The organism is Salipiger bermudensis, from assembly GCF_020171625.1.
In the GTDB taxonomy this organism is placed as follows: Bacteria; Pseudomonadota; Alphaproteobacteria; order Rhodobacterales; family Rhodobacteraceae; genus Salipiger; species Salipiger bermudensis_B.
This window is the reverse complement of sequence record NZ_JAIUZY010000018.1, coordinates 1-26,559: the sequence shown is the minus strand read 5'-3', so window position 1 is coordinate 26,559 and position 26,559 is coordinate 1. Positions and strand designations below refer to the sequence as shown.

At 66.4% G+C, this 26,559-nt stretch carries 26 protein-coding genes; 10 read left to right on the top strand and 16 right to left on the bottom strand.

Going from position 1 to position 26,559, the window contains the following annotated elements:
- Window positions 1-150: 150 nt before the first annotated feature.
- Window positions 151-879: a FadR/GntR family transcriptional regulator gene (locus tag LCM15_RS21020; RefSeq protein ID WP_224859792.1), complete on the bottom strand. Its 729-nt coding sequence runs from the start codon at window positions 877-879 to the stop codon at window positions 151-153.
- A 226-nt stretch (window positions 880-1,105) separates the two neighbouring features.
- Here LCM15_RS21020 and LCM15_RS21015 point away from each other — a divergent pair, with 226 nt between their 5' ends.
- Together LCM15_RS21015 and LCM15_RS21010 are read left to right on the top strand one after the other, a co-directional pair.
- Window positions 1,106-2,254: a mandelate racemase family protein gene (locus LCM15_RS21015; RefSeq protein ID WP_224859791.1), complete on the top strand. Its 1,149-nt coding sequence runs from the start codon at window positions 1,106-1,108 to the stop codon at window positions 2,252-2,254.
- 42 nt (window positions 2,255-2,296) lie between these two features.
- Complete coding sequence (locus tag LCM15_RS21010) at window positions 2,297-3,889, top strand: ABC transporter substrate-binding protein (RefSeq protein ID WP_224859790.1); 1,593 nt, start codon at window positions 2,297-2,299, stop codon at window positions 3,887-3,889.
- 92 nt (window positions 3,890-3,981) lie between these two features.
- Here the strand turns inward: LCM15_RS21010 and LCM15_RS21005 are convergent, their stop codons facing one another.
- From LCM15_RS21005 to LCM15_RS20985, 5 genes are read right to left on the bottom strand one after another with little or no spacing between them, the layout of a single operon-like run.
- Window positions 3,982-4,923, bottom strand: a complete 942-nt coding sequence (locus LCM15_RS21005) for a dienelactone hydrolase family protein (protein ID WP_224859789.1) — start codon at window positions 4,921-4,923, stop codon at window positions 3,982-3,984.
- A 49-nt stretch (window positions 4,924-4,972) separates the two neighbouring features.
- The gene (locus LCM15_RS21000) at window positions 4,973-5,719 is read right to left on the bottom strand and encodes an ABC transporter ATP-binding protein (protein ID WP_224859788.1); all 747 of its coding nucleotides are present in this window, start codon (window positions 5,717-5,719) and stop codon (window positions 4,973-4,975) included.
- Window positions 5,716-6,558 (bottom strand): ABC transporter ATP-binding protein, encoded by an 843-nt coding sequence (locus LCM15_RS20995; RefSeq protein ID WP_224859787.1) that lies wholly within the window; start codon window positions 6,556-6,558, stop codon window positions 5,716-5,718. The genes LCM15_RS21000 and LCM15_RS20995 overlap by 4 nt, the downstream gene beginning before the upstream one ends.
- 3 nt (window positions 6,559-6,561) lie before the next feature.
- Entirely contained in the window at window positions 6,562-7,464 is a 903-nt protein-coding gene (locus LCM15_RS20990; protein ID WP_412103309.1) for an ABC transporter permease, read from the bottom strand.
- Window positions 7,461-8,483: an ABC transporter permease gene (locus LCM15_RS20985; RefSeq protein ID WP_224859786.1), complete on the bottom strand. Its 1,023-nt coding sequence runs from the start codon at window positions 8,481-8,483 to the stop codon at window positions 7,461-7,463. The genes LCM15_RS20990 and LCM15_RS20985 overlap by 4 nt, the downstream gene beginning before the upstream one ends.
- Window positions 8,484-8,720: 237 nt before the next feature.
- On the opposite strand from LCM15_RS20985, the gene LCM15_RS20980 reads away from it, so the two are divergent.
- On the top strand, window positions 8,721-9,455 hold the full coding sequence (locus LCM15_RS20980; RefSeq protein WP_224859785.1) for a FadR/GntR family transcriptional regulator: 735 nt from the start codon (window positions 8,721-8,723) through the stop codon (window positions 9,453-9,455).
- A 74-nt stretch (window positions 9,456-9,529) separates the two neighbouring features.
- The gene (locus LCM15_RS20975) at window positions 9,530-9,850 is read left to right on the top strand and encodes a cupin domain-containing protein (protein WP_224859784.1); all 321 of its coding nucleotides are present in this window, start codon (window positions 9,530-9,532) and stop codon (window positions 9,848-9,850) included.
- On the opposite strand, the gene LCM15_RS20970 is transcribed toward LCM15_RS20975, so the two are convergent.
- Window positions 9,822-10,742: an AraC family transcriptional regulator gene (locus LCM15_RS20970; protein WP_224859783.1), complete on the bottom strand. Its 921-nt coding sequence runs from the start codon at window positions 10,740-10,742 to the stop codon at window positions 9,822-9,824. The genes LCM15_RS20975 and LCM15_RS20970 overlap by 29 nt on opposite strands.
- Window positions 10,743-10,945: 203 nt before the next feature.
- On the opposite strand from LCM15_RS20970, the gene LCM15_RS20965 reads away from it, so the two are divergent.
- The 6 genes from LCM15_RS20965 to LCM15_RS20940 all read left to right on the top strand — a co-directional run bounded on the left by LCM15_RS20965 (window position 10,946) and on the right by LCM15_RS20940 (window position 17,851).
- Entirely contained in the window at window positions 10,946-11,827 is an 882-nt protein-coding gene (locus LCM15_RS20965) for a carbohydrate ABC transporter permease (protein ID WP_224859782.1), read from the top strand.
- 4 nt (window positions 11,828-11,831) lie between these two features.
- A complete protein-coding gene (locus LCM15_RS20960) occupies window positions 11,832-12,755 on the top strand; it encodes a carbohydrate ABC transporter permease (RefSeq protein WP_224859781.1) in 924 nt (307 codons plus the stop codon).
- Window positions 12,755-13,867 (top strand): ABC transporter ATP-binding protein, encoded by a 1,113-nt coding sequence (locus LCM15_RS20955; RefSeq protein ID WP_224859780.1) that lies wholly within the window; start codon window positions 12,755-12,757, stop codon window positions 13,865-13,867. The genes LCM15_RS20960 and LCM15_RS20955 overlap by 1 nt, the downstream gene beginning before the upstream one ends.
- Before the next feature lie 21 nt (window positions 13,868-13,888).
- Window positions 13,889-15,145 (top strand): ABC transporter substrate-binding protein, encoded by a 1,257-nt coding sequence (locus tag LCM15_RS20950; protein WP_224859779.1) that lies wholly within the window; start codon window positions 13,889-13,891, stop codon window positions 15,143-15,145.
- 208 nt (window positions 15,146-15,353) lie between these two features.
- The gene (locus tag LCM15_RS20945; RefSeq protein WP_224859778.1) at window positions 15,354-16,775 is read left to right on the top strand and encodes a glycoside hydrolase family 28 protein; all 1,422 of its coding nucleotides are present in this window, start codon (window positions 15,354-15,356) and stop codon (window positions 16,773-16,775) included.
- Entirely contained in the window at window positions 16,772-17,851 is a 1,080-nt protein-coding gene (locus LCM15_RS20940; RefSeq protein ID WP_224859777.1) for a glycoside hydrolase family 105 protein, read from the top strand. The genes LCM15_RS20945 and LCM15_RS20940 overlap by 4 nt, the downstream gene beginning before the upstream one ends.
- 21 nt (window positions 17,852-17,872) lie before the next feature.
- Here LCM15_RS20940 and LCM15_RS20935 read toward each other — a convergent pair whose 3' ends face one another.
- The 9 genes from LCM15_RS20935 to LCM15_RS20895 all read right to left on the bottom strand — a co-directional run.
- On the bottom strand, window positions 17,873-18,733 hold the full coding sequence (locus tag LCM15_RS20935; protein ID WP_224859776.1) for an amidohydrolase family protein: 861 nt from the start codon (window positions 18,731-18,733) through the stop codon (window positions 17,873-17,875).
- Window positions 18,730-19,866: a mandelate racemase/muconate lactonizing enzyme family protein gene (locus LCM15_RS20930; RefSeq protein ID WP_224859775.1), complete on the bottom strand. Its 1,137-nt coding sequence runs from the start codon at window positions 19,864-19,866 to the stop codon at window positions 18,730-18,732. Before LCM15_RS20930 ends, LCM15_RS20935 begins: the two co-directional genes overlap by 4 nt.
- On the bottom strand, window positions 19,863-20,765 hold the full coding sequence (kdgD, locus tag LCM15_RS20925; protein ID WP_224859774.1) for a 5-dehydro-4-deoxyglucarate dehydratase: 903 nt from the start codon (window positions 20,763-20,765) through the stop codon (window positions 19,863-19,865). Before kdgD ends, LCM15_RS20930 begins: the two co-directional genes overlap by 4 nt.
- Before the next feature lie 140 nt (window positions 20,766-20,905).
- A complete protein-coding gene (locus LCM15_RS20920; protein WP_224859773.1) occupies window positions 20,906-22,429 on the bottom strand; it encodes an aldehyde dehydrogenase (NADP(+)) in 1,524 nt (507 codons plus the stop codon).
- Window position 22,430: 1 nt separating this feature from the next.
- On the bottom strand, window positions 22,431-23,237 hold the full coding sequence (locus tag LCM15_RS20915; RefSeq protein WP_224859772.1) for an NAD-dependent epimerase/dehydratase family protein: 807 nt from the start codon (window positions 23,235-23,237) through the stop codon (window positions 22,431-22,433).
- Window positions 23,238-23,245: 8 nt separating this feature from the next.
- Window positions 23,246-24,523, bottom strand: a complete 1,278-nt coding sequence (locus tag LCM15_RS20910) for a TRAP transporter large permease (protein WP_224859771.1) — start codon at window positions 24,521-24,523, stop codon at window positions 23,246-23,248.
- 18 nt (window positions 24,524-24,541) lie between these two features.
- Window positions 24,542-25,000, bottom strand: a complete 459-nt coding sequence (locus tag LCM15_RS20905; RefSeq protein ID WP_224859770.1) for a TRAP transporter small permease — start codon at window positions 24,998-25,000, stop codon at window positions 24,542-24,544.
- Between the two features lie 130 nt (window positions 25,001-25,130).
- Entirely contained in the window at window positions 25,131-26,099 is a 969-nt protein-coding gene (locus tag LCM15_RS20900; protein ID WP_224859769.1) for a TRAP transporter substrate-binding protein, read from the bottom strand.
- A gap of 242 nt (window positions 26,100-26,341) precedes the next feature.
- Window positions 26,342-26,559: SDR family oxidoreductase (locus tag LCM15_RS20895; RefSeq protein WP_224859768.1), on the bottom strand; the 218-nt coding region annotated here is incomplete at its 5' end.

Here is a 26,559-nt window from a genome sequence, read left to right as displayed (position 1 = left end):
ATGCTACCCGATCTAGCGGCGTGCGGCTGACCCCGGCCATGGGCCGCGATGGCGCACGCCGCTCTGGCTTTTGGCGTCTGCCACATCTCGAGCGGACTACGCCAAGGCGCTTGCCGAAACAGATGCGCTGGACGCGAATCTCCTGTCTGTCTAGCGGACGTTGCGCCTCAGAAGGTCGCGGTACCGCTCGAGACTGCCTTCGAGATGCGCCTTCATCGCTTGCTCTGCTGCGTCGGCGTCGCCGACGATGATCGCATCGATGATCCGATCGTGCTCCTTCACCAGTTCCGGGTTCGGCACATATGGGCGCGGCGGCCCGCGCCGCGGTTCGAGCTCGACTCGGGGCACCAGCCCCGGCCGGATCAGCGAAAGGAACTCCGGAAAGCGTTTGTTCTGCGAGGCCTCGGCGATGGCGTAGTGAAAGGCGAAATCCGCCTCCCGGGTCGAGGTGCCGGTCTCGAAGCACTTGGCCACCTCGCCCTGAGCCTTGACGATCTTGTCGATCTGCGCGCCCGAGCGCCGGGTCGCGGCCAGCGCCGCCGAGCGGATCTCGAAGGCGGAGCGCAGCTCGAAAAGCTCGATCACGCCAGACAGCCGCTCGGTGTCGAGATCCGAGAACGGGTGCCGTTTCGCCTTCGACGGGTCGAGCACATAGACCCCCGATCCCTTGCGGGCCTCGATCAGCCCCTCCGAGCGCAGCTGCGCGAAGACCTCTCGCACGACGGTGCGGCTGACGGAATGCCGGCGCGTGAGCTCCGATTCGCTGGGCAGACGGTCGCCCGGCGCGAACTCACCCTTGACGATGACCTCCCGCAGTTCGTCGGCGATCACCGCGACGCGGGTGCGGGCGGGAGGCGCCTCTGCGATCGGGGCCGTCATCTCGGCTGGACCTGTCTTGGACACGCTGCACGGCCCTTCTTTCTGTTACACAGATCTAAAAGCTACCGGAAAGCGCGGCGCGCCGTCCAGCCCCGTGCTTGGTGGAATTCGCCCGATGCACACGCAATCCTGTATTGACCGCGCCAAATAATCTGTAATACAACTTGTCATACAGAATTGAAGACCCGCAACCGCCTCGGCGCTTGCGGCACGGGAGGACCAACACGTGATCATCACCGACGTCACCGCGCGGGTGTTCCGGCACAAGACGCGACGCCATTCCGACAGCGCTGGCCACGCCCATCCGGGCCCCGAGCACGAGGTGCATCAGGGCATCCTGACGATCCGCACCGAGGACGGCCACGAGGGCCACAGCTTTGCCCCACCCGAGGTGATGCGTCCGCATGTGCTCGACAAATACGTCCGCAAGGTGCTCATCGGTCAAGACCACCGCGACCGCGAGCGGCTTTGGCAGGATCTGGCCCACTGGCAGCGCGGCTCGGCGGCGCAGCTGACCGACCGCACGCTGGCGGTGGTCGATTGCGCGCTTTGGGATCTGGCCGGGCGCACGCTAGGCCAGCCGGTCTACAAGCTGATCGGCGGCTATCGCGACAAGGTGCTGGCCTACGGCTCGACCATGTGCGGCGACGAGATCGAGGGCGGACTTGCCACGCCGGAGGACTACGGCCGCTTTGCAGAAAAGCTCGTGGCGCGCGGCTACAAGGGCATCAAGCTGCACACCTGGATGCCGCCGGTGAGCTGGTCGCCGGACGTGAAGATGGACCTCAAGGCCTGCGCCGCCGTGCGCGAGGCGGTGGGGCCGGACATCCGCCTGATGATCGACGCCTTCCACTGGTATTCGCGCACCGACGCGCTGGAGCTGGGCCGCGGGCTGGAAAAGCTCGGCTTCGACTGGATCGAAGAGCCGATGGACGAGCAATCGATGTCGTCCTACAAGTGGCTGGCAGATCAGCTCGACATTCCGGTGCTCGGCCCCGAAAGCGCCGCCGGCAAGCACTGGCAGCGCGCCGAATGGGTCAAGGCCGAGGCCTGCGACATCCTGCGCACCGGGGTCAACGACGTGGGCGGCATCACGCCCGCACTCAAGACCCTGCACATGGCCGAGACGTTCGGGATGCACTGCGAGGTCCACGGCAACACCGCGATGAACCTTCACGTGGTCGCCGCGGTGCGCAATTGCCGCTGGTACGAGCGCGGCCTGCTGCACCCGTTCCTCGAATACGATGACGGGTTCGACTACCTGAAATCGCTGTCCGACCCGATGGATGAGGATGGCTATGTCCATCTGCCCGACCGCCCCGGTCTGGGCGAGGACATCGATTTTGACCATATCGAGAACAACCGCGTGGCCTGAGGCCGCGCGCATCGCGATGTCACGAAACCTGAGGGAGGAGACATGAGACATCTGCTTGCAAGCGCCGCGATGGCGGTGCTGATGGCCGGGGCCAGCCCCGTGCTGGCCGAAACGCCCGAGGATCAGCTGATCGTGGCGTTCAACATGAACAACGTCCTGACCATGGACCCGGCGGCCATCACGGGAGGCGAGGCCGTCCAGATCCTGAACAACGTCTACGACGCGCTCGTCGATCTCAACCCCGAGACCCGCGTGCTCGAGCCACGACTGGCGGAAAGCTGGGAGATCTCGGACGACAACATGTCCGTAACCTTTACCCTGCGCGACGACGCCGTCTTCGCCTCGGGCAACCCGGTCACCGCGTATGACGTGGAATACAGCCTCAAGCGCCTCCTGACGCTGAACCTCGCGCAGGCCTCGGCGCTGAAATCGCGCGGCTTCGTCACCGAGGACATCGACACCTACTTCGTCGCCGAGGATGACAAAACCTTCGTTCTCACCCTGCCGCAGCCGGACGATCCCAAACTGATCATGATGAACCTCGCCGAGGCCGGGCGCGGCTCGATCCTCGACAGCGAAATGGTCAAGGAGCATGAGCAGAACGGCGACTGGGGGCAGGCCTGGCTCACCAACAACGCCGCGGGCTCCGGCGCGTTCGAGTTGACCCGCTGGCAGCCCAACGAATACGTCATCCTGACCCGCAACGAGCAGTTCTGGGATGACGCCCCCGCGATGACGCGCGTGCTCATGCGTCACCTGCCCGAAAGCCAGTCTCAACGTCTGGGACTCGAGCAGGGCGATATCGACGTGGGCTTCTCGCTCGCTGCGCCGGATCTGAAGGCGCTCGAGGCCAACGAGGACATTACCGTCGAGACCGTGCCCTCGGCCGGGTTCTACTACCTCGCCGCGTCTGCAAAGGACGAGAAATACGCCGACCCCAAGGTGCGCGAGGCGCTGCGGTACCTGATCGACTATGACGGCATCAACGGCGCAATCATGCCCTTCTTCGGCGTGAAGAAGCAGCGCCCGATCAATTCCGGCGCCTTCGGCCTGCTGCCCGATCCGGGCTATGCGCTGGACGTCGAGAAGGCCAAGGCGTTGCTTGCCGAAGCCGGTTACCCAGATGGGTTCGACACCTCGATCCGGGTGATCTCGACCCAGCAGTTCCTCGACAGCGCCACCGCGATCCAGGGCACGCTGGCGCAGGCCGGGATCAATGCCGAGATCATCACCGGCGACGGCGGGCAGATCTACGGCGCCATGCGCGAGCGCAATTTCGAGCTGCTCGTCGGGCGTGGCGGTGGCGGCCAACAGCCGCATCCGGACAGCAACCTGCGGGCGCTGATCTACAACCCCGACAACTCCGACGCGGCGGGGCTGACCAACTACCAGGGCTGGCGCACCTCGTTCTACGACGAAGGGCTGAACCAGCAGATCGAGGCCGCGCTTGTCGAGGCCGACGGCGACCGGCAGATCGAGCTCTACAAGGAGATCCAGCAGACCATCGACGAGGTCGTACCCTCGATTCAGCCTTTCTCCGAGCGCGTCGTCACCGCCGCGTATCAGGACGGGATCGAGGGCATCGTGGTCGACCCGTGGGTGACCCGCTTCGAAGACGTCACAAAGACTCCCTGACGTCGGCACCTCGCTGACGCTGAAAGGCGCGGGCCAGTCCCGCGCCTTTCGTTTTGCCATGTTCGGGTTGCGGCTTCCGGTCTCCCGGAGGCTCAGAGCTGACGGGACAGGAACGCCACCGCCTCGTCAAGCGTCTCCGAGGGGCAGGTATGGGCATGATCGTGAAAACCGGTGTCGGGCTGCGGCGCGCCGGCTGCGGCGGCAATGGCCGAAAGCGTCTCCCACGCCCGCACCACGCTGCCCTCCGGCATGTGCCGATCGCCGCGCCCGGAGCGATAGAACTGTGGCTTTGCCCCGCAAAGCCCTGCGAGGTCGGGGAAATCAGCCTGATGAGCAAGGCCGGGATGCAGCATCCAGAAGGCCGACTGCCCACGCAAGAGCGGCGCTCCGGGGCGCATGAGATCGGCCCTGCAGGCCATCCATGACAGGCTCGCATGCGCCTTGACCAAGCCGCAGAGCGCCGCCACCTGCCACGCCCGGAATCCACCCCACGAGAACCCGAAGGCGCCGATCCGAGCGGCATCGATGCCGGGCTGTCGTGCCAGCCAGAGCGCCGCCTGAACGTCCTCGGCCGCGACAAGGCCCGCAAGTGACCAGCCGAGGCCCATGGCGTTGGCCGCCAGCGCCTGCTGCGCCTCCGCCCCGCCCTGCCAGCGCTGGCCCCAGCCCGGAGCGTCGAGGCAGAGCACCGCGAAACCGGCCTCGAGAAGCGCCTGCGCCGGCGCGCGCCCCTCGTAGAGACGCCCACGCGTCTTCTGCGAGGCTGGCAGGTCGACCATCTTCTCCCAGCCGCAATCGAAGCTGCCGCCATGCTCGTGCAGAAGCAGGACCGCCGGATGCGGACCCGGACCCGAGGGCCGCAGAAACACCCCTGCGGCCTTCGCACCGGTGGCAAACGCAAGCGTCACGCTCTCCCCATCGCACAGCCCCTCGGCGGGCGCATCGCACTCGGGCAGTTCCGCGCGCCACAGCGTACCCAGCCGCTCCTGCCAGACGCGAAAGGGCCCTCGCGCGGCGGCGAAGGCCAGGGACATCGGCAGATCCTGCCGCCGGCGCTCGAGGAACGCCGGCAGCAAGGGTGGTTCAGATCGCGCTTTCATACTCGAGGCTCGCGTCGATGAGCTGCTTGGCGTAGGGCTGCGTCGCCCCGCCGCCGGTGATCGCCGCGCGGTCAAGCACTTCGACGATGCGCCCGTGCTGCATGATGGCGAAGCGGTCACACATATGATCGACCACCGCGAGATCGTGGCTCACCATGAGGTAGGTGAAGCCCTTCTCCTGTTGCAGCCGCACCAGCAAGTTCAGCACCTCCGCCTGCACCGAGACGTCGAGCGCCGAGGTCGGCTCGTCGAGGAACAGCACATCCGGTTCAAGGATCAGCGCCCGGGCGATGGCGACACGCTGGCGTTGACCACCCGAAAGCTGGTGTGGGTAGCGGTCGAGGAACTCGACCGGCAGACCCACGTCGCGCATCGCCTGCGCCAGTCGCGCCTCGCGGTCGTCGAAGCCATTGATCCGGAGGCCCTCGTCCAGCGCGGTGCGGATCGAGTGGCGCGGGTGCAGCGAGCCGTAGGGATCCTGGAAGACCATCTGCACCGTGCGGCAGCGCTCGGCCACCGGCATCTTGCGCACATCCTGACCTTCGATGCGCACCCTGCCCTCCCAGATATCGGTCAGCATCGAGGCGCAGCGCAGGATCGTCGATTTGCCCGAGCCGGATTCCCCCACGAGCCCGAAGCACTCGCCCGCGGCCACGTCGAAACTGACATCGTGCAGCACCCGGACCGGTCCGAAGCTGATCGCGAGCCTGTCGATGGTGATGGGTTTCATGCCTGCGCCTCCAGGGGTTCGAGCCAGCTGTCCTGCCGCGCCAGCACCGGCAGCGGCTCACGGGTGCCGCCGATGCGCGGCTGCGCCGCGAGCAGTCCGCGCGAATAGGGGTGCTGCGCGTTGTCGAGATCGCGCGCGTCGAGCGCTTCGACCACCCGTCCCGCATACATGATCAGCACCCGGTCGCAGAACGCCCGCACGAGGTTGAGGTCATGGCTGATCATGATCAGCCCGATGCCCTTGTCGCGCACCAGCCCGTCGAGGATGCGCAGCACCTGCAGGCGCACCGTGACGTCGAGCGCCGAGGTCGGCTCGTCGGCGATCACAAGGTCGGGGTCGGTTAGCAGCATCATCGCGATCATCACCCGCTGCCCCATGCCGCCCGAGACCTCGTGCGGATAGAGATCATAGACCCGCTCGGGGTCGCGGATATGCACCTGCTCGAGCATCGCGATGGCCCGTGCGCGGGCCTCGGATTTCGAGCATTTCACATGAGTGCGGTAGGCCTCGGCGATCTGGTGACCGCAGCGCTGGATCGGGTTCAGCGAGAACTTCGGATCCTGCAGGATCATCGACATACGCTTGCCGCGCACGTCGAGCATCTGCCTTTCGGGCGCGTTGTGAAGGTCGACCTCCTCGAACTGCATCCGGTCGGCGGTGATCTCGGCGGTGTCGAGCAGGCGCATGATCGCCCGCCCCACGGTGGATTTGCCCGAGCCGCTTTCGCCGACGATGCCGAGCCGCTCACGCCCGAGGGTGAAGCTCACGTCCCTGACCGCGGGCGCGGGCGCCCCGGCATAGCGGATCGAGAGCCGTTGAATGTCGAGAACCGGGTCCATGAATTACCTCTTGTTCATCTGCTTGGGATCGAGCGCGTCGCGCAGGCCATCGCCCAGAAGGTTGAAGGCGAGGCTGACGCAGAGGATCGCGATGCCCGGGAAGGTCACCAGCCACCAGCTGTCGATCATGTAGCGCCGCCCGGTGGCGATCATCGCGCCCCATTCCGGCAGCGGCGGTTGCGCGCCGAGTCCGAGAAAGCCGAGCCCCGCCGCGGTGAGGATCACCGTCGCCATGTTGAGGGTCAGGCGAATGGTCACCGAGGGCAGGCACATCGGCACGATGCTCTTCCAGATGATCCGCGCCGCGGAGGCCCCCTGAAGCCGCGCCGCCGAGATGTAGTCGGCCTGCCGAAAGGTCAGGGTCTCGGCCCGTGCCAACCGCGCGATCGGCGGCCAGGCGGTCAGGGCGATGGCAATGATTGCATTGTTGAGGCTCGGTCCGAGGGCCGCGACGAAGGCTAGCGACAGGATCAGCGAGGGGAAGGACAGGAAGATGTCGGTGATCCGCATCAGCACGGTGTCGACCTTGCCGCCGAAATAGCCGGCGACGGTGCCGAAGAAGAGGCCCAGCGGCCCTACCACAACGGTCACCAGCGAGATGATCGTGAGCGTGATGCGCGAGCCGTGGACGAGCCGCGAGAAGATGTCCCTGCCAAGCTCGTCGGTGCCGAAGAAATGCGTGCCCGAGGGCGGCTGCAGGGTCGCCTGCAAGTCCTGCGCATAAGGGTCATGCGTCGCGATCAGCGGCGCGAAGAGCGCCACGAGGATCAGCAGGGCCAGCACCACGAGCCCGAAGAGCGAGGTGGGAGAGCGGGTCAGGAAAGCCACGATGTTGCGGGCCGCGATCAGGCTCTGCGGCATCCGGCGGCGCGGTGCGGGGGCGGGTATGTCGCGGGTCATGCTCATCTCGTCCTCGGGTCGAATACGCGGTAAAGAATGTCGGAGAGGATGTTCAGCCCGATGAAGATGACGCCCACGATCAGCACGCAGGTCATCACGGCATTCATGTCTCCGATCAGCAGGTTGGAGGTCAGGTACTGGCCGAAGCCCGGCCAGGCGAAGACCGTCTCGATCAGCACCGCCCCCTCGAGCAGCGCGCCATAGGCCAGCGCCACGATGGTCACGAGCTGCACGCGGATGTTGCCGAAGGCGTGGCGCCACACGGTCTGGCGGCGGCTCAGCCCCTTGACCCGCGCGGTGGTCACATATTCCTGCCCCAGCTGGTCGAGCATGAAGCTCCGGGTCATGCGGGTGATATAAGCCGAGGAGGAATAGCCCAGAAGCGCCGCCGGCAGGATGATGTGGTTGATGGCACTGCGGAACACCTCCCATTCCCCGGCCAGCGCGCTGTCGATCAGCAGGAAGTTCGTACGCTCCGGCACCAGCCCGATATAGAACTGGCTCATCCGCCCAGACCCGCCGACCCAGCCGAGATTGGCATAAAACACCAGCAGCGCGATCATCCCGGTCCAGAAGATCGGCATCGAGTGACCCATCAGGCTGATCACCCGGATCAACTGGTCGGGCCAGCGGTCCTTGTTGACCGCGGCGATCACCCCGAGCGGCGTGCCGAGACCGGCACCGATGAGGATGGCGAAGGTGGCAAGCTCGATGGTTGCTGGGAGCACGCGGGCAATATCCTGAAGCACAGGCTGACCGGTGCGGATCGAGGTGCCGAAATCCAGCGTCACCACGTCCCGCAGGTAGAGCAGGAACTGCTGCCACATCGGCTTGTCGAGCCCGAGCTGGCGGTAGACGGTTTCATATACCTCGCGGGTGGCGTCCTCGCCGACGATGGCGCGAACCGGATCGACCGGCATGATGCGCCCGATCACGAAAGTCAGTATCAAGAGGCCGAAGAGGGTCACGAAGATCGAGATTCCCTGTTCGGCAATGCCATTCAGGCGGCGCCTGTCGAGCCGCATGTTCCCCTCCCTTGCCGCCGAATCTGACGGCCTCCTTCAGTCATACACATCCACATACTTGTTATACAGGTTATGATCTGTCAAGGTTTCTTAACAATCTCTGGCGTCCGCGACGAAAACAGAACCGTCACCACACATCGCGGAAGTCGCATGGACAAGTTTTTCGACAGGTGTCATACTTCATGACGCCATCCTGTATGAGAAGTGAGCAAGCAAGCCATGGATATGCCAGCCAAGATGCGCCGTTCTGACCGCTCCGAAAACGGGCGGACGCTGGTCGAGACGGTGCGCGAAGCGCTGCGCGACCAGATCCGCGCTGGCAACTATCCGCCGGGCACGCGCCTCCCGAGCGAGGCGCAGATGACGCAGGACTTCAACGTCAGCCGGACAGTGATCCGCGAGGCGATCGCCTCGCTGCGCGCCGATGGGCTGGTCGAGCCGCGACAGGGCGCCGGGGTCTTCGTGCTCACGCCCCCTGCCCCGGTGGAATTGCCATTCCAGAACATCGACTTCGTACGCATCTCCTCGATGATTGAACTGCTCGAGCTGCGCACCGCGGTCGAGGCCGAGGCCGCGGCACTGGCCGCGTTGCGCCGCTCGCCAGCGCAGGAAGAGGGCATCATCGGCTGCCTGCGCGAGGTCGATCGTGCCGCGAATGCCGGCGAACTGACGGTCGAAGCCGATTTCGCCCTGCATCTGGCCATCGCCGAGGCTACCAACAACCCGCGGTTCGGCGACTTCCTGTCGATGATCGGATCGAGCCTGATCCCGCGGAAGGTGCTCACCGAGAGCGACTCCGAGCCGGTCCCGCGCGAATATCTCGACGTGATCTCGGCCGAGCACCACAAGATCGTCAACGCCATCCTCGACGGGAATGACGACGCCGCCCGCGCCGCCATGCGCCAGCATCTCAAGGGTAGCCAGGGACGCTATCGGGGGCTGCTGCGTGCCGGCAGTTTCGGCAAGGCTTGACGCGCCGCAGGCTGTAATACATATCCGTCATACATATTGCAAAACGGCCGATCGTGCCGCAGAAAGGAGGGATCATGACTGAACCCCTGAAGACCTTCCCGGTGGTTTCGCCCGACGCGGGCGTGCAGCGCCAAGTTCTGGCGGACGCGCCCGAGTTGATGGTGGTGTCTTTCCGGTTCGAAGAGGGTGCCAAAGGCGCGCTGCACAATCACCCGCATGTCCAGTCGACCTATGTCGAAAGCGGGCGCTTTCGCTTTCACCTCTCGGGGGAGGAGTTCGAGGTCGGGCCAGGCGACAGCTTCGTCATTCCCTCGGGTGCGCGGCACGGCTGCGTCTGCCTCGAAGCCGGGCAGCTCGTCGATTGCTTCACCCCGCGCCGGGACGATTTCCTCTAAGCGCGGCCTCCTGCTCGGGCTCGTCCAACCCCATCAGCTGCCCGTCGCGCGACAGCGCCACCCGGCGCAGATGCGCACGCGGGCTCAGCCCCATGATGCGCTTGAAGCAGCGTGAGAAGTAGTAGGGATCAGCATAGCCGACCTCGGCCCCTGCCGCGCCGACGGCAAGGCCGGATTCCAGCAGGTGCGCCGCCCGCTCGATGCGGCAGAATTCCTGGTATTGCTTCGGCGTGCGCCCGATCCGGTCGCGGAAGGCGCGGTGGAAATAGTCGGGGTTGTAGGGCGCATGCTCGACAACCTGCGCGGCGATCTCCGCCTCCAGCGGTGCGGCGGCGATCCGCGACGCGGCCTTCATCACCGCAAGATCGATGCCCGCGCCGGGATCCACCGGCACCGCCTCCTGGCGCCAGCCGAGAAACGCATCGTCGACGAACGAGAGCAGCATCACCATGAACAGGTGATGCTGCGGCAACGTGACCGAGGCCGGCGGTGCGCTCTGCCTATAGTGCCGGATCATCGGCCCGAGCACCTCCCAGCGAGAGAGGCGCACCTTCGGACGCAAGCACATCTGTCCGATCAGATCCTGCGCCCCGTGCGCCGAGAGGGTGAAGTGCTGCGCCACGCCGAGATAGGTCTCCGGCCCGTCGTTCCAGCCTTCGAAGGGCGTGTTACGCGGCAGCAGCATCGCCTCGCCCGCAGACAGCGTTTGCAGCCGGCCCCCGATCCGGTACTGGCCCTGCCCCTCGAGCGCAATGACAAGATCCTCGACCGGGTTTTCCTTCTCGATCCGCCAGGTCGTGGCGTGTTGCATCCGGATCGCCGCACGGGTGAGCGTCAGCGTCAGGGCGCCCGGAGGAAACCGGGCCAGAACACCGCCTTCGATTTCGTCCATGTTTTCCCCCATGATCGTCAATTTATCTCTCGCCCCCAATCTGTCACTAATTCATCATACAACTTCGGATGGCGCAACGCTGCGGGCCGGAGGAGGCCCGCCGCGCCATCGGGTAGAGCGCCGAAAGCCGGGCGCAAACCGCAGTTCAAGGAGGAGAAAGTGACTATTATCTCAGGAAACTTAGCCATTTCGCGAGGCGCGCCATGACCCGCAAACGCGCTCTAGGCTTGATCTATCTGAGCCCCTACATCATCGGGCTAATGGCGTTCACCGCGATTCCATTCATCGCATCATTCTATCTGAGCTTCACCGATTACAATCTGATGCGATCCCCGAAATGGACGGGGCTGGAGAACTATATCAAGCTTTTCACCTCTGACCGGACCTTTCGCCGGTCGCTCTCGGTGACGTTGCTCTACGTGTTCCTGACGGTGCCTCTGAAGCTCGCCTTCGCGCTCTTCATCGCCTACATCCTCAACTACAAGCTGCGCTGCATCAACCTATTCCGCACCGCCTTCTACGTGCCCTCGATCCTCGGCGGATCGATCGCCATCGCGGTGCTGTGGCGCTACATCTTCGCGACCGAGGGGCTAGTGAACATGGTGCTGGCGTGGTTCGGAATCGAGCCGGTTAACTGGTTCGGCGACCCCACCAACGCGCTTTTCACCATCACGCTGCTGCGCTGCTGGCAGTTCGGCTCGGCGATGGTGATCTTCCTCGCAGCGCTTCAGAGCATCGACAAGTCGCTCTACGAGGCCGCCGCCATCGACGGGGCGAGCAAGCTGCGCAGCTTCGTCTTCATCACCATCCCGCTGATCACGCCGGTGATCTTCTTCAACCTGATCATGCAGATGGTCCAAGCCTTCCAGGAGTTCAACGGCCCCTACATCATCACCCAGGGCGGGCCACTCAAATCCACCTACCTGCTGCCGCTCTACATCTACGACGAGGCCTTCAAGCGCTTCGACATGGGCTATGCCTCGGCCATCGCGTGGGTGCTCTTCCTCATCATCATGGCGCTGACCCTCGTGGCCTTCTGGTCCTCGAAGAAATGGGTCTTCTATGCCGGCGACAAGCGGAGCTGAGCCGATGACCGACATTTCACAAGCCTCCGACGTCTTCACCGCTGGAGCCGACGCGCTTGCCGAGGCCCGCCGCCACCAGCGCATCCAGCAGCGCCGGGCCCGGATTTCGGCGATCATGCGCTACGCCATCCTCTTCGGCGTCGGGCTGGTCATGCTCTACCCGCTGATCTGGCTGGTCGGCGCCTCGTTCAAGACCAATGCCGAGATCTTCGCCAACCCCGGCTTCATCCCGCGCGAGCCCACCACCGAGGGCTACGTGCAGGGCTGGGAGACCTCGACGCCCTACACCTTCGGGCGCTTCTTCTGGAATTCGTTCCTGATCATCCTGCCCAAGACCATCGGCACGGCGATCTCCTGCACCATGGTGGCCTACGGCTTCGCTCGGTTCGACTTCCCGCTTAAGAAACTGCTGTTCAGCAGCGTCATCGCAATCCTCTTGCTGCCCAACGTGGTCACCCGGATCCCGCAATACATCCTCTTCCGCGAGCTCGGCTGGCTCGACAGCTTCCTGCCGCTCTGGGTGCCCTCGGCGATGGCGGGCGACGCGTTCTTCGTCTTCATGCTGGTGCAGTTCCTGCGCGCCATTCCCGACGACATGGAACAGGCCGCCCGCGTCGATGGCTGCAACTCGTGGCAGACGCTGCTCTTCGTGGTCGTCCCGATGCTGGCGCCGGCGCTGATCTCGGTCTGCCTGTTCCAGTTCATGTGGACGATGAACGATTTCCTCGGCCCGCTGATCTATATCAGCTCGGTCGACAAGTACCCGGTGAGCCTCGCTCTGAAGCTCTCCATCGACACCACCGAGGCCTTCGAATGGAACCGCATTCTGGCCATGTCGGTGCTCACCATCACGCCCGCGCTGGCCGTGTTCTTCATGGCGCAGAAGTACTTCATCGAGGGCATTTCCGCAGGGGGAATCAAGGGATAATGGCACGGCTTCAACTGAGAAATCTCGAAAAGGTCTATGGCGGTGCCTTCAAGGCGGTGCATGGGATCAACCTCGATGTCGAGGAAGGCGAGTTCATGGTGCTGGTGGGGCCCTCGGGCTGCGCCAAGTCCACCACGCTGCGGATGATCGCCGGGCTCGAGGAGATCACCGCCGGTGAAATCCGCATCGGTGACCGCATCGTCAACACGCTCGAGCCGGGCAAGCGCGGCATTGCGATGGTGTTCCAGAACTACGCGCTTTACCCGCATATGAAGGTGCGCACCAACCTCGCCTTCGGGCTGCGCATCGGCGGTGCTTCCAAGGCCGAGGCCGCGAAGGCGGTCGAGGAGGTCGCAAAGATCCTCGAGATCGAGCCGCTCCTCGACCGGCTGCCCAAGCAGCTCTCGGGCGGCCAGGCGCAGCGCGTGGCCCTCGGTCGCGCGCTGATCAAGAAGCCGGACGTGTTCCTCTTCGATGAGCCGCTGTCGAACCTCGATGCCAAGCTGCGGGCCTCGATGCGGGTGCGGATCACCGACCTGCACAAACGCCTCAAGCGCGAGGGCATGGCCAGCACGGTGGTCTATGTCACCCACGACCAGACAGAGGCGATGACCATGGGCGACCGCATCTGCGTGATGAAGGACGGCCACATCATGCAGGTGGCGACGCCGAAGGAGCTCTACGAGCAGCCCGCCAACCTCTTCGTCGCGGGCTTCATCGGCAGCCCTGAGATGAACGTCATCGAGGGGCACGTGGATGGCAGCGACTTCCGCACCGGCGGGCAGGTGATCCCGCTCGGCGAGGCGCTGACCGGCAGGCTCACGGCCCGGCCCGAGCGCGCCGCGCTGGGGATCCGGCCGCAGCATCTGGCGTTGGCCACCGGCATCAACGGCGCGCTCTCGGCGCAGCTGCGCGGCGTCGAGTTCATGGGGCACGAGGTCTATCTCCACGCCCTGCTCGACGGGCGTGAGGTGACCACCGTTGCCAGCGCCGCCGAGTTCGAACGTATGGACCGCTCGCTCGACACCATCCGGCTGCTGCCCGAGGCCGCCAACATGCACATCTTCGACCGCGACAGCGGTCGCAATGTCTCCCTGCGCGCGCAGGGCTGACCCTTTGGGAGGAGGACCCCGATGAAACTGCATCTGACAACCGCGCTGGCGCTGACGCTGGCCTCGCAGGCCACCGCGGCCGATCTGCGCATGTCGTGGTGGGGCGGCGACAGCCGCCACATCGCAACGCAGGAGGCGCTCAAGGTCTGTGGCGAGAAATACGGCCACACGGTCGCGCCGGAATTCACCGGCTTCGACGGCTATCTCGAGAAGCTGACCACCCAGATGGCCGGAAGCACCGAAGCCGATATCGTGCAGGTGAACTGGCCGTGGCTGCCGCTGTTCTCGCAGGATGGCGAGGGCTTCTATGATCTGACCGAGCTGTCGGAGACCATCGACCTGTCGCAATGGTCCGATGACCAGCTCGCCACTGTCACCGTGCAGGGCAAGCTCAACGGCCTGCCGTTGTCGACCACGGGGCGTGTGTTCTTCTTCAACACCACCACGCTCGAGGCGGCTGGCATTCCGGTGCCCTCGACTTGGGAAGAGTTCTTCTCCGCCGCTGCCGCGCTCCGCGAAAGCCAGGGCGAGGGCTACAACCTCTTCAACGCGGTGAAGGAGACCGCGCAGCTTCTGGTGACGCTGGCGGTGGTGCAGAAAACCGGCAAGGATCTGGTCGATCCCGAGACCAACCGCGTCGCATGGACGCCGGAAGAGCTGGCTGCAGGCATCGCCTTCTATGGCCGCCTGATCGAGACCGGCGCGGTGCGCAGCCAGCAGCAGGAGGCCGGTGAGGGGAACGTCAATCTCTACGAGAAACAGGACTGGGCACAGGGCCGCATCGCCGGCTCCTACGAGTGGGACACGACCTATTTCAAGTATGCCGACACCCTCGAAGAGGGCCAGACCATCGACAGCGTCACCCCGATCCGCTTCGAGGACGCGGTGACCGATGGTGCGTATCGCAAGCCCTCGATGCTGTTCGCGATCTCGCGCAATTCCGACAATCCGGAGGCGGCGGCAGAGATCCTGAACTGCATGCTGACCGAGCCAGAGGGCATCGATGCCCTCAAGGACACGCGCGGCCTGCCCGCCTCGAAAGTGGCGGCGGACCGGCTGATCGAGGCCGGCATGATCAAGCCCGAGATCGTCAAGGCGCATGAGATCGCGATGGCGGCCAGCGGCCCGGCGATCTCGCCCTTCAACGAGCATCCGGAGCTGCGCGGCGCCTTCATCGACACGCTCGAGGAGTATTCCTACGGCATGATCGACGAGGTCGAGGCTGCCGAAGCGATCATCGATGCCGCCAACGACGTGCTGAGCGACTTCGACTCCTGACCGTCCGGCCGCCCCGGCCACGCGCCGGGGCGGCCCTCTTTCCAGACCCGAGGTCCGACCCATGCCCAGCATCCGATTTGCCGCGCGTTCCGCGCGGTCGGTGGCCCTATGCCTGCCGCAGCCAGGCGCGCGCTACACGCTTTCTCCTGCTGTTCCCTGGCAGCTGACGCACGCCGGGAAGACGGTCGCCCGGGGGGTGGCGGCGCAGGTGAGCCTCGCGCTGCACGACCTCGCGCCCGCCATGCGCTACGAACTCGAAGCGGAGGGCTTCGCACCCTTCGCCTTCGAGACCGCGCCGTGCGCCGGGTTGGTGGACATCCGCGATCACGGCGCCATCCCAGACACGGCAGACACGCCCGAGGCGGCGGCCGAGACGGCCCGTGCCATCGCCGCGGCCATCGCCGCCGTGCCCGAGGGCGGCACGGTGCTGGTGCCGCTGGGGCGCTATGTCGCCGGGCCGGTGGAACTGCGCAGCCGCATGACGCTGCACCTTGCCGAGGGCGCCGTGCTTGCCGCGCCGCGTGACCGCGAAGGCTGGCCGATCCTGCCTGCCTGGCGGGACGGCGAGATGCTCGGAAGCTGGGAGGGCCTGCCGGAGCCCTGCTTCGCCGCGCCGCTCCACGCCATCGGCACAAGCGACCTCACCATCTCCGGCCCGGGTACCCTCGACGGTGGCGGTGACCGGGGCGACTGGTGGACCTGGCCAAAGGAGACACGTCAGGGCGCGCGCCGTCCGCGCGGCCTGCACCTGATCGACTGCACCGACACCACGCTGCTCGGCTTCACCATCCGCAACGCGCCGTCCTGGACGATCCACCCCCAGGGCTGCCAAAGGCTTACCGCCGCCGCGGTGCGCATCGAGGCGCCGCACGACAGCCCCAACACCGACGGCTTCAATCCCGAGATGTGCGAGGATGTCGAGATCACCGGCACGCATTTCTCGGTCGGCGACGACTGCATCGCCATCAAAGCCGGCAAGCGCGGGCCCAATGGCGAAAGCGCCCACCTGCGCCCCACCACCGGCATCAGGGTGCAACATTGCCTGATGGAGCGCGGCCATGGTGGCGTGGTGATCGGATCGGAGATGTCGGGCGGCGTGCGCGACGTGACCGTCTCTCACTGCGAAATGCGCGGCACGGACCGCGGCCTGCGCATCAAGACCCGCCGCGGCCGTGGCGGCGCGGTCGAGGACATCCGCTTTCACGACGTCACGATGGAGGGCGTGCAGACCGCCTTTGCAGCCAACGGGCACTATTTCTGCGACGCGGACGGCCACGCCCCATGGGTGCAAGACCGCGCCCCCGCGCCAGTCGGGGAAAGCACGCCCCATGTCGGCAGAATCGCGATCTCCGACGTCGAGATCAGCGGACTGGCCCACGCGCTCGGCGCCTTTCTCGGCCTCGCCGAAGCCCCCTTCGGGCCGATCCGGATCGAGCGGGTGCGCGTGCTCTCGCATGACCCGGCGGCCCGACCCGTACCACCGCTGATGGCCGCGGGCATCACCCCGCTCCGGCACGCGGGCCTGCTTGCCGAACAGGCCGAGGTCATCGCGCCCGGCCTCCAGATCCAGCCCGGCGGGCTGACCGCCGCCGAAGCCCTTGAAACAGCCAGAGCCCCGGAGCGCCAATGACCCCTTTCTCCTATTTCGACGCCTACGCCAGCCGCTACGAGCCCTACAAGGACGGCCGCTGGTGCTACGAGGATGGCTGCATCTATCGCGGTCTCGTGCTGCTGCACCGGGCCACCGGCGAGGCGCGCTGGCGCGACCACCTGTTGCGCCTGACCGCCCCGCAGATCGCCGCCGATGGCACGTTGCAGGGCTTCGATCCGGAGGAGTTCAACATCGACAACATCCTCGCCGGGCGCTGCCTGTTCCACCTCGCCGATCAAACCGGCGACCCGCGTTACATGGCCGCCGCCGACCGGCTGGCCGATCAGCTTGCCCGTCATCCCCGCACCCAAGCCGGCAATTACTGGCACAAGAAGCGCTACCCCGAGCAGGTCTGGCTCGACGGCATCTACATGGGCCTGCCGTTTCAGGTCGAATACGCGCAGCGCCGCGACCGGCCCGAACTGATCGACGACGCCATGGCCCAGCTGGAGCGGGCGCTCGATCTCACCGAGGGGCCGGCGGGGCTTTATGTGCATGGCTACGATGCGGTGCGGGCGCAGGACTGGGCCGACCCCGAGACCGGGCGCTCGGCCGCGGTCTGGGCGCGTGCGGTGGGCTGGCTCGCCATGGCGCTGGTCGATCTGGCCGAGCTCGTCCCCGAGCGCGCGCCCCTGCCCCGCACCAAGGCGCTGCTCGACGCGATTGTGGCGCAACAGGCACCCTCGGGGCTCTGGCCGCAGGTCCTCGACGCGCCGGCTCTGGACGGCAATTACGAGGAAAGCTCGGCCTCTGCGATGTTCGCCTATGCCCTGCTCGGCGCCGCCCGCGTGGACCTCGCGCCCGAGGCGGCAGCGGGACGGCGAGCGTGGGAGGCGCTGGTCGCGACCCGGCTCGAAGAGACCAAGGGCGTGACGCGGCTGACCCGGATCTGCCACGTGGCGGGGCTCGGTGGTTTCGAAGGTGTCTATCGCGACGGCTCGCCGGGCTATTACACGCGCGAGAAGATCGTCGCCGATGACGCCAAGGGCGTCGGGCCGCTGATGATGGCCGGAGCGGAAGTCGTGCGGGCGGGGCTGGCGGCCGAAACCGCCTGACCCCCGCCAAGCGTCGGCCCCTCAGGCCGGCGCGAAACCGAAAAGCGCGCGCGGCGTGTCGACCAGTGTCATGCGCCGCGCCTCGTCATCGGGCAGCCACGACATCGCAAGATCGAGCAGATGGGCGTCGTCGGGATAGTCCTCGGTCTTTTGTGCGGCGTTGTGCGGCCAGTTGGTGCCCCAGACGATCCGGTCCGGCGCGTGCGCCCCGATCTCGCGCGCGACCTCGGCGATGTCGGGGAAATCCGGCCCGCCGCTGCGCGAGCTTTCGTAGCAGCCCGCGAACTTGAACCAGCAGCGCCCGCCGTCGAGCAGCCGCTTGATGACATCGACATGCGCGGGCGTCGCGCCGTCGAAGATCTTGGCATGGTGGTCCAGCACCCAGCGCGATTTCAGCGCCGCGAGCCGCGGCTCGAGCTCCGGCAGGGCCGAACCGTCGAACTGCACCGCCAGCATCCAGCCGGCGTCGGCGGCGATGGCATCCACCGCCTCGAGTGCGTCGAGCCCGACCGCGCCGCCGGGCAGGTCCATGATCCGCGCCCCCACGATGCCGCCGTCGGAGAGCCGCGCGATCTCGGCTTCCGTCGTCTCTGGGGTGATCACTGCCACACCGCGGGCGCAGTCGCCCATCTCGGCGAGGCAGGCCAGCAGGCTGGCATTGTCGGTGCCATGCGCATTGCCCTGGGTGACCACCACCGCGTCGAGCCCGAGCCAGCGCATGGACTCGCGATACATCTCGGGGGTCGGCAGTGGATCGGCCGGGCGGCCCGCCCCATCCGCCCGCATGGCGAAGCCCGGCAGGTACATGTGCATCTGGGTGTCCACCGCGCCTTTCGGCATTGGCGTCCGGGGCTTCGCTCCCGAGAGCTTGCGGTCGATCATGCGGCCTCCGGTGCAAAGCGTGTCAGCGCGGCACGGTCGATCTCGATGCCGAGGCCGGGCGCGTCGGGGATGCGGACGACTCCCTGCTCGTGCTCGATGGGGGTCGTCACGACCGCCTGCCGGAACGGGTTGTGGGTGCGGTCGAACTCCATAATCGGCTCGACCGGGTTCACCCGCATTGGGTTCGGCACCATCGCCGCCATGAACTGCAACGCCGCCGCGATCTGCACCGCGGTGCCCCAGACATGTGGCACCAGCCGCACCCCGTGCAGGGTGCAGAGATCGGCCACCCGCCGAGCCTCGGTGAAGCCGCCGACCCCGCAGAGATCCGGCTGGGCGATGTCGACGCAGCCCGAGGCTAGCGGCTCGGCAAAGCCCCAGCGGGTGTGCCAGGTCTCGCCGCCCGCAACCGGGATCGGCTGGCTTTCGCGGACCTTGCGATAGGCGGCGAGCTGCTCGGGGACCACCGGCTCCTCGAACCAGTCGATGCCATATTTGGCCGCGCTTTGACCGAGGCGGATCGCCTCGATCGTGTCGTAGCCGTGATTGGCGTCGATCATCAGCCGGGTCTTGGGCCCGATGGCCTCGCGCACGGCCTCGATGACCCGCAGATCCTCGTCGACGCCAAAGCCGATCTTGATCTTCACCGCCTGGAAGCCGGCCTTGACGTGGCCGGCGCATTCCTCGGCATTGTCGGACACCCGGTCGACCCCGTCGCGCTTGAACGAGCCGGTGGCATAGGCGCGCACGCTGTCGCGCCAGCGCCCGCCCAGCAGCACCGAGACCGGCTGGCCAAGCGCCTTGCCCTTGATGTCCCAGAGCGCGATGTCGATGGCCGAAAGCGCCGTCACCGTCACCCCGCGCTGCCCCTGATCGCGCAACACGTTGTAAAGCGTCGCCCAGACCTTCTCGGTCTCAAGCGAGTTCATGCCCTTGAGCCAGCCGGCATAGGCTGCGATGGCGGCGGCGTTGGGCCCGGCCGGGCCGAGCGCCTCGCCCCAGCCGGTGGTGCCGTCCTCGCAGATCACCTCGACCAGCAGGTGCGCCCGCTTGTCGAAGCGCATCGAGGCGCTTTCGAAGGCGGTGTCGAGCTTGTGCTCGAGCAGGTGGGTGCGGATCTCGGCAATCTTCATTTGTGCGCCTCGATCAGGTCCTTGAGGATCTCCTCCTCCTCGCCGGTGAGATCCGAGAGCGGCGAGCGCACCGGGCCGGCATCGAAGCCTGCGAGACGGACACCCGCCTTGATGGCCGCGACCGCGTAGCCCTTGCGGCGGGCGCGCAGCTCCATGAACGGGTAGAAGAAGCTCTTGAGGATGCCCTCGCAGGTGGCGCGGTCGCCGGCCCGCAGCGCGGCGTAGAACTTGTTGGCGAGCTGCGGGACGAAATTGAACACGGCAGAGCTGTAGGTGGTGAAACCGGCGCCGAGATAGGCCTCGGCGAAAAGCTCGGCAGTGGGCATCCCGCCAAGGTAGGTCAGTCGGTCGCCCATCTTGGCGGTGACCTGACGCACCAGGCCGATATCGCCGGTGCCGTCCTTGAAGCCCACGAGGTTGGGGCAGGCATCGCAGAGGCGGGCCAGCGTGTCGGCCTGCAGCACCGCGTTGTCGCGGTTGTAGACCATAACTCCCATCCCGGTCGCATCGCAGACCGCCTTGACGTGCGCGTAGAGCCCTTCCTGCGGCGCGTCGATGAGGTAGTGCGGCAGCAGAAGGATGCCATCGCCGCCGGCCTTCTCGACCGATTTCGCGATCGAGACCGCGATCTCGGTGCCGTAGCCACAGCCCGAGACGATGGCGGTGTCGCCAGCGGCTTCCTTGGCGGCGGAGACGATGGTGGGGATCTCCTCGGGAGTGAGCGAGAAGAACTCACCGGTGCCGCCTGCGGCGAAGAGCACCGGGGCGTCATAGCCCGAGAGCCATTCCACATGCGCCTTGTAGGGCTCCGGGGCGAAGCGGTTCTCGGCGTCGAAGGGCGTCACCGGGAAGGAGAGAAGGCCCGATCCGAGGGCGGTCTTGATCTGTTGCGGGTCCATTGGGCAGTCCTCTATTGGCGGGGTGCAGGGGCGCTGCCCCTCTTGGCCTGCGGCCAATTCACCCCGGGATATTTTCGGCCAGAAGAAAAGCGGGCCGGTTGAGAGCGGGGCGCCGTTTGCGCGGCGCGCCCCGCGGAAGGTCAGGTCAGGTCGTCGGGCAGCACACCTTCAGGGATGTTCTGGTAGCAGACCGGCCGCAGGAAGCGGCGGATCGACAGCGTGCCCACGGAGGTGGCGCCGAAGTTCGTGCTGGCCGGGTAGGGCCCGCCATGGACCATGGTGTCCGCGACCTCGACGCCGGTGGGGAAGCCGTTGACCAGCACCCGGCCGGCCTTGCGCTCGAGGATCGGCAGAAGCGCACGGGCGTCTGCGGTGTCGCCCTCGTCCATGTGGATGGTGGCGGTGAGCTGGCCTTCGAAACCGCGGGCGAGCGCGCTGCGCTCGTCGTCGGAGGCGACGCGGATCACCAGCCCGAGCGGGCCGAAGACCTCTTCGCCGAGCGCGTGATCCTGCAGGTAGCTGGCGGCGTCGGTCTCGTAGAGGTTGGGGGTCGCGTTGCGGCCCTCCGGCTCGGTCGTGAGCACCGGCTTGACCGTGTTGCGCCCGTCGAACCGGGCCTTGCCGTCGCGATAGGCCTGCGCGATGCCCTCGGTCAGCATGACCTGCGCCGGCGCGTCGCTCAGCGCCGCCTTCGCGGCGGCGACGAAGGCATCGCCCTCGGCGCCGGTGCCGATCACCGCGATGCCGGGATTGGTGCAGAACTGGCCGGCGCCCATGGTGAGCGAGCCGGCCCAGCCGCTGCCGATCTCGCCACCGCGGGCGCGGGCCGCCTCGGGCAGGATGAACATCGGGTTGACCGAGCCCAGTTCGCCGAAGAACGGGATCGGCTCGGGGCGTTGGGCGCAGAGATCGAAGAGCGCCCGGCCGCCGCCCAGCGAGCCGGTGAAGCCCACCGCCTTGATCAGCGGGTGCTGCACCAGCGCCTGACCGACATCGCGCTTGCCGCCCTGGATCAGCGAAAACACGCCCTCGGGCATGCCGCACGACGCGATGGCGGCGTGGATCGCCTCGGCGACGATCTCGCCGGTGCCGGGATGGGCGGAGTGGCCCTTGACCACCACCGGGCAACCGGCGGCCAGCGCCGCGGCGGTGTCGCCGCCGGCGGTGGAGAAGGCCAGCGGGAAGTTCGAGGCGCCGAACACCGCCACCGGGCCGATCGGACGCTGCATCATGCGCAGGTCGGGGCGCGGCAGCGGCGCGCGGTCGGGCAGCGCCTCGTCGTGGCGGCGGTCGAGGTAGTCGCCCTTGCGGATATGCTCGGCGAACAGGCGCAGCTGGCCGGTGGTGCGGCCGCGCTCGCCCTGAAGCCGGGCCTCTGGCAGGCCGGTCTCCTGGGTGCCGATCGCGGTGATCGCCTCGGCGCGGGCCTCGATCTCGTCGGCGATGGCGTCGAGGAAGGCGGCGCGCTGCTCACGGCTGGTGTAGCCGTAGCTCCAGAAGGCCTCCTCGGCGGCCTTGCAGGCGCGGTCGACCAGATCCGGTGTGCCGACGGAGAAGTCATGCGCGGGCCCGTGCGCCGGCTCGGAGGGGAAGGTCGCGTCGGAGGCGACCCACGCGCCGGCGATCAGGTGCTTGCCGTGGGGGGTGAAGGTGTCGTCGAGCATGTCAGTCCTCCTTGCGGGATGGATGAATGGGTTCATCAGTGAAGACGCCGCCCTGATAGCGGGCGATCGCGTCGTTCGGATCGGGGCGCGGGACGGTGCGGGCGATCTCTTCGGCGAAGGCGGCGGCGTTGTCCTTTGGCCGCCAACCGAGGAAGCCCGCGTGGGAATTGTCCCACCAGCCGTGATCGTTGGCCGACACACCCCAGACCATGGTGCAACCGAGCCGCGGCGCGGCGAAGACCGCCTCGATCAACGAGACGAAATCGTCATGGCTGAACCAGACCGACAGGATGCGCCAGTTCTCGGGCTTGGGCGTGCAGAAGCCGATGCGCACCAGCGCGCTCTCCTGTCCGAACTTGTCGTGGTAGAGGCTAGCCACCGCCTCGCCAAAGATCTTCGACACGCCGTAGAGACTATCTGGCCGGTAAGGCGCCGTGTGGTCGAGCCGCGTGGTCTGGTCGTGGAAGCCGATAGTGTGGTTCGAGGAGGCGAACACGATGCGCGGCATCCCATGCAACCGTGCCGCCTCGTAGAGATTGTAGACGCCGCGCAGGTTGGCAGCCTCGATCAGGTCGAAGCTGCGCTCGACGCTGATGCCGCCAAGATGCACGATGCCGTCGCAGCCCTCGACGAGCCGCATCACCGCATCGCCATCACTCAGGTCGCAGGGCACCACCTCTTCGCCTGCGCCCGCGGGTGGCATCTCGGCGACATCCGACAGGCGCAATATCCTTGCCTGGCCGCGCAGCTTGTCGCGCAGCATGGTGCCGAGGGCACCGGCGGCGCCGGTGATCAGAATCCGGTTCATAATTTGTGTCACTCCATCAGCCCCGGCAGGATCATCGAGAAGGCGGGCACGTAGGTGACCAGCATGAGCGCGCCGAAGATCGCAAGGTAGAAGGGCCAGATCGTCCGCACTGCCTCGTCAATGCGCACCCCGCCGACGACGCAGCCGACGAAGAGGCAGGCGCCCACGGGTGGGGTACAGAGGCCGAGCCCGAGGTTCATCATCAGGATGACACCGAACTGGATCGGGTCCATGCCAAGGCCCACGACCACCGGCAGGAAAATCGGCGTGGTGATCAGGATCAGCGCCGCCATGTCCATGATCATCCCCAGACCGAGCAGAACGAGGTTGAGCAGCAGAAGGATGATGATCGGATTGTCAGAGATCCCGGTCACCGCGGTCGCCAGCAGATCGGGCACGCGATAGAGCGTCAGAAGGTAGGAGAAGGCCGAAGCCGTCGCCACCAGCAGCATCACCAGCGCGGTGGTGCGCACCGAGGTCACCACGGCAGCGCGGAACTTTTCCCAGGTCAGCTCGCGGTAGACCAGCACCGTCACGAGGATGGCCCAGATCGCGCCGAAGGCGCCGCTTTCGGTGACCGTCATCACGCCGGAGAGCACGCCACCCACGATGATCACCGCGGTCATCAGGCCCGGCAGGGCGACGATGGTCGAAATCGCAAGCGACTTGAAGCCGGGAAAGGTCTCGGCCGGGTAGCCGCGCTTGACGGCGACAACGTAGGCCACGACTCCGAGGCAGAGGCACATCAGCACGCCGGGCACGATGCCCGCGATGAACAGCTTTGAGACCGAGACGCCGCCCGCCGCCACTGCGAAGAGGATCATGTTGTGCGAGGGCGGAATGACCACGCCGGCCACCGACGACGTCACGGTGACGTTGACCGCGTAGTCGGCATCGTAGCCCTTCTCCTTCATCACCGGCATCAGGATCGAGCCGAGCGCGGAGGTGTCAGCCACCGCCGAGCCCGAGATGCCGCCGAACAGCATCGACGATGCCACGTTGACCACGCCGAGCCCGCCGCGCATCCAGCCGACGGCATAGCTCGCGAGGCGCACGAGGCGTCCGGCGATGCCACCCTGCATCATCAGCTCGCCTGCGAAGATGAAGAACGGGATCGCCAGCAGCGAGAACACCGAGATTCCCGACAGCACGCGCTGGAAGCCGATGAAGAGCGGCAGACCCTCGTAGAGGAACCCTCCCACCGTCGCGAGCCCAAGCGCAAAGGCCACCGGCATCCCGGTCAGCAGGCCGAAGAAGAACAGCCCGAAGAGAAGTGCCAGACCCATGGGTTCAGTCCTTGCCAGTCAAGTATTGCGTGTGGCCAGCGCCACCGCTTGGTAAAGTGTGAAAACCGCCGTCAGCGCGCCACAGATCGCCATCGGCACCGCCCGGAGCCCCTCGCTGATGCCCAGCATCGGGACGCGGCGGGGCCAGAGGCTCTGCGCCAGCGTCCAGCCCTGCCAGAACAGCACGATGCCGAAGACCAGCATCCCCACCAGCGCCAGCCAGTGCAACGGCACGCGCAGGACCGGCGGCAGCATCTCGCGGACGAAGTCGATCGAGAGGTGGCTCTGCGTCCAGACGCCGGCAGCGCCGCCGAGGAAGGTGATCCAGACCACCAGCAGCAGGGCCACCTGCTCGACCCATGTGGGGGTGTCGTTCATCACGTAGCGCCCCCAGACCAGCCAGCCGAAGATCGCCACCAGCACGACCAGTCCGGTCCCGGCCACGCCGACGCAGCCCTTGGCGAGCAGATCCAACACTCGCTCGACGGGCCCCATATGGGCGACCGCCTTGTCCTGAGGTAACATCGCGTCTTCCCCTCAATTCGGCCCCGAGTGCGGCCACTTGCTGCGGCAGACCCCGGCCCGCAGGCCGGGGTGCGAGCGGTGCTTACTCGACAGCCTGGATGTCGCGGATCAGTTGCTCGAGATCCGGGTTTGCCTCGATGAACTTGGCATAGACCGGCTCCATCGCGTCCTGGAACGCCATCGGATCCTCGACTTCGTTGATCTCGACACCGGCCTCGGTGACTTGGGCACGGGAGGCCTCCGAGCGCTCGGCCCAGAGCTGGCGCTGCTCCTCGGCGGCGGCGATCGCCGCTTCGCGCACCAGCTCCTGATCCTCGGGCGAGGTCTCGTCCCACACCGACTTGGCGACGCAGATGCACTCGGGGATGATCAGGTGGTTGGTGATCGAGTAGTACTTCGCCACCTCGTAGTGGTTCGAGGATTCAAAGCTCGGGTAGTTGTTCTCGGCCCCGTCGATCACGCCGGTCTTGAGCGACTGGTAGACCTCGCCATAGGCCATCGGCGTGGCGTTGCCGCCAAGGCTGTCGACCATCTGGACATAGAGATCATTGCTCATGACGCGGAACTTCAGTCCGTCCATGTCGGCGGGAGTCATGATCGGCTTCTTGGTGTTGTAGAAGCTGCGCGAGCCGCTATCCATCCACGACAGCGCCACGATGCCCGCCTCCGACAGAGCATCCGAGAAGCGCTGGCCGATCTCGCCATCCATCGCCGCGTGCATGTGATCGACGTCGCGGAAGATGAACGGCAGCGACAGCACGTTGGTCGCGGGCACGATCTCGCCCATCGGTCCCATGTTGAAATTGCCGACGGCGATGGCGCCAGCACGCAGCTGCTCGATGGCGTCGGGCTGGGCGCCCAGAACACCACCCGGATAGACCTGCGGCTCGATGCGGCCCTCGGTGGCTTCGGCAACGTCCTCGGCAAAGCTCTCGAGCGCGGTCACGTTGGGGTAGCCCTCGGGATGGATCGCCCAGGTGCGCCAGGTCTCGGCCATGGCGGGGGCGGCAATCATAGCAAGCGCAAGCGCGGACGTGGTGATACGAAACATGGTTTTGTCCTCCCTGACAGTCGGCAGAGTCGAGTCTGCCTGCGCAATATATGCCCAACTTGTATGATAACTGTCAAGCACGGCGGCAAACTTCATTATTACCTAAATATAACAGCAACTTAACCCCGCCCATTTTGCACCTGCAGAAAGTTCTTTCGCAATATTGATATGACAGGTTGCGCGCCCCAAAACGAAAAGGCCCCGTCGCCTCCGACGCGGCCCCTTCACGGCATCAGGCAGGCTCAGCGCGCCAGCCAGCCGCCGTCGACGTTGAGCACGGCCCCGGTGATGTATGTCGCCGCCGGGGAGGCGAGGAAGGCCGCCGTCCCGCCTATATCCGCGGGATCGCCCCAACGCCCGGCGGGGATGCGGTCGAGGATCGCGGCAGAGCGGTCGGGATCGTCGCGCAGGGCCTGGGTGTTGTTGGTCGCGATATAGCCCGGCGCGATGGCGTTGACGG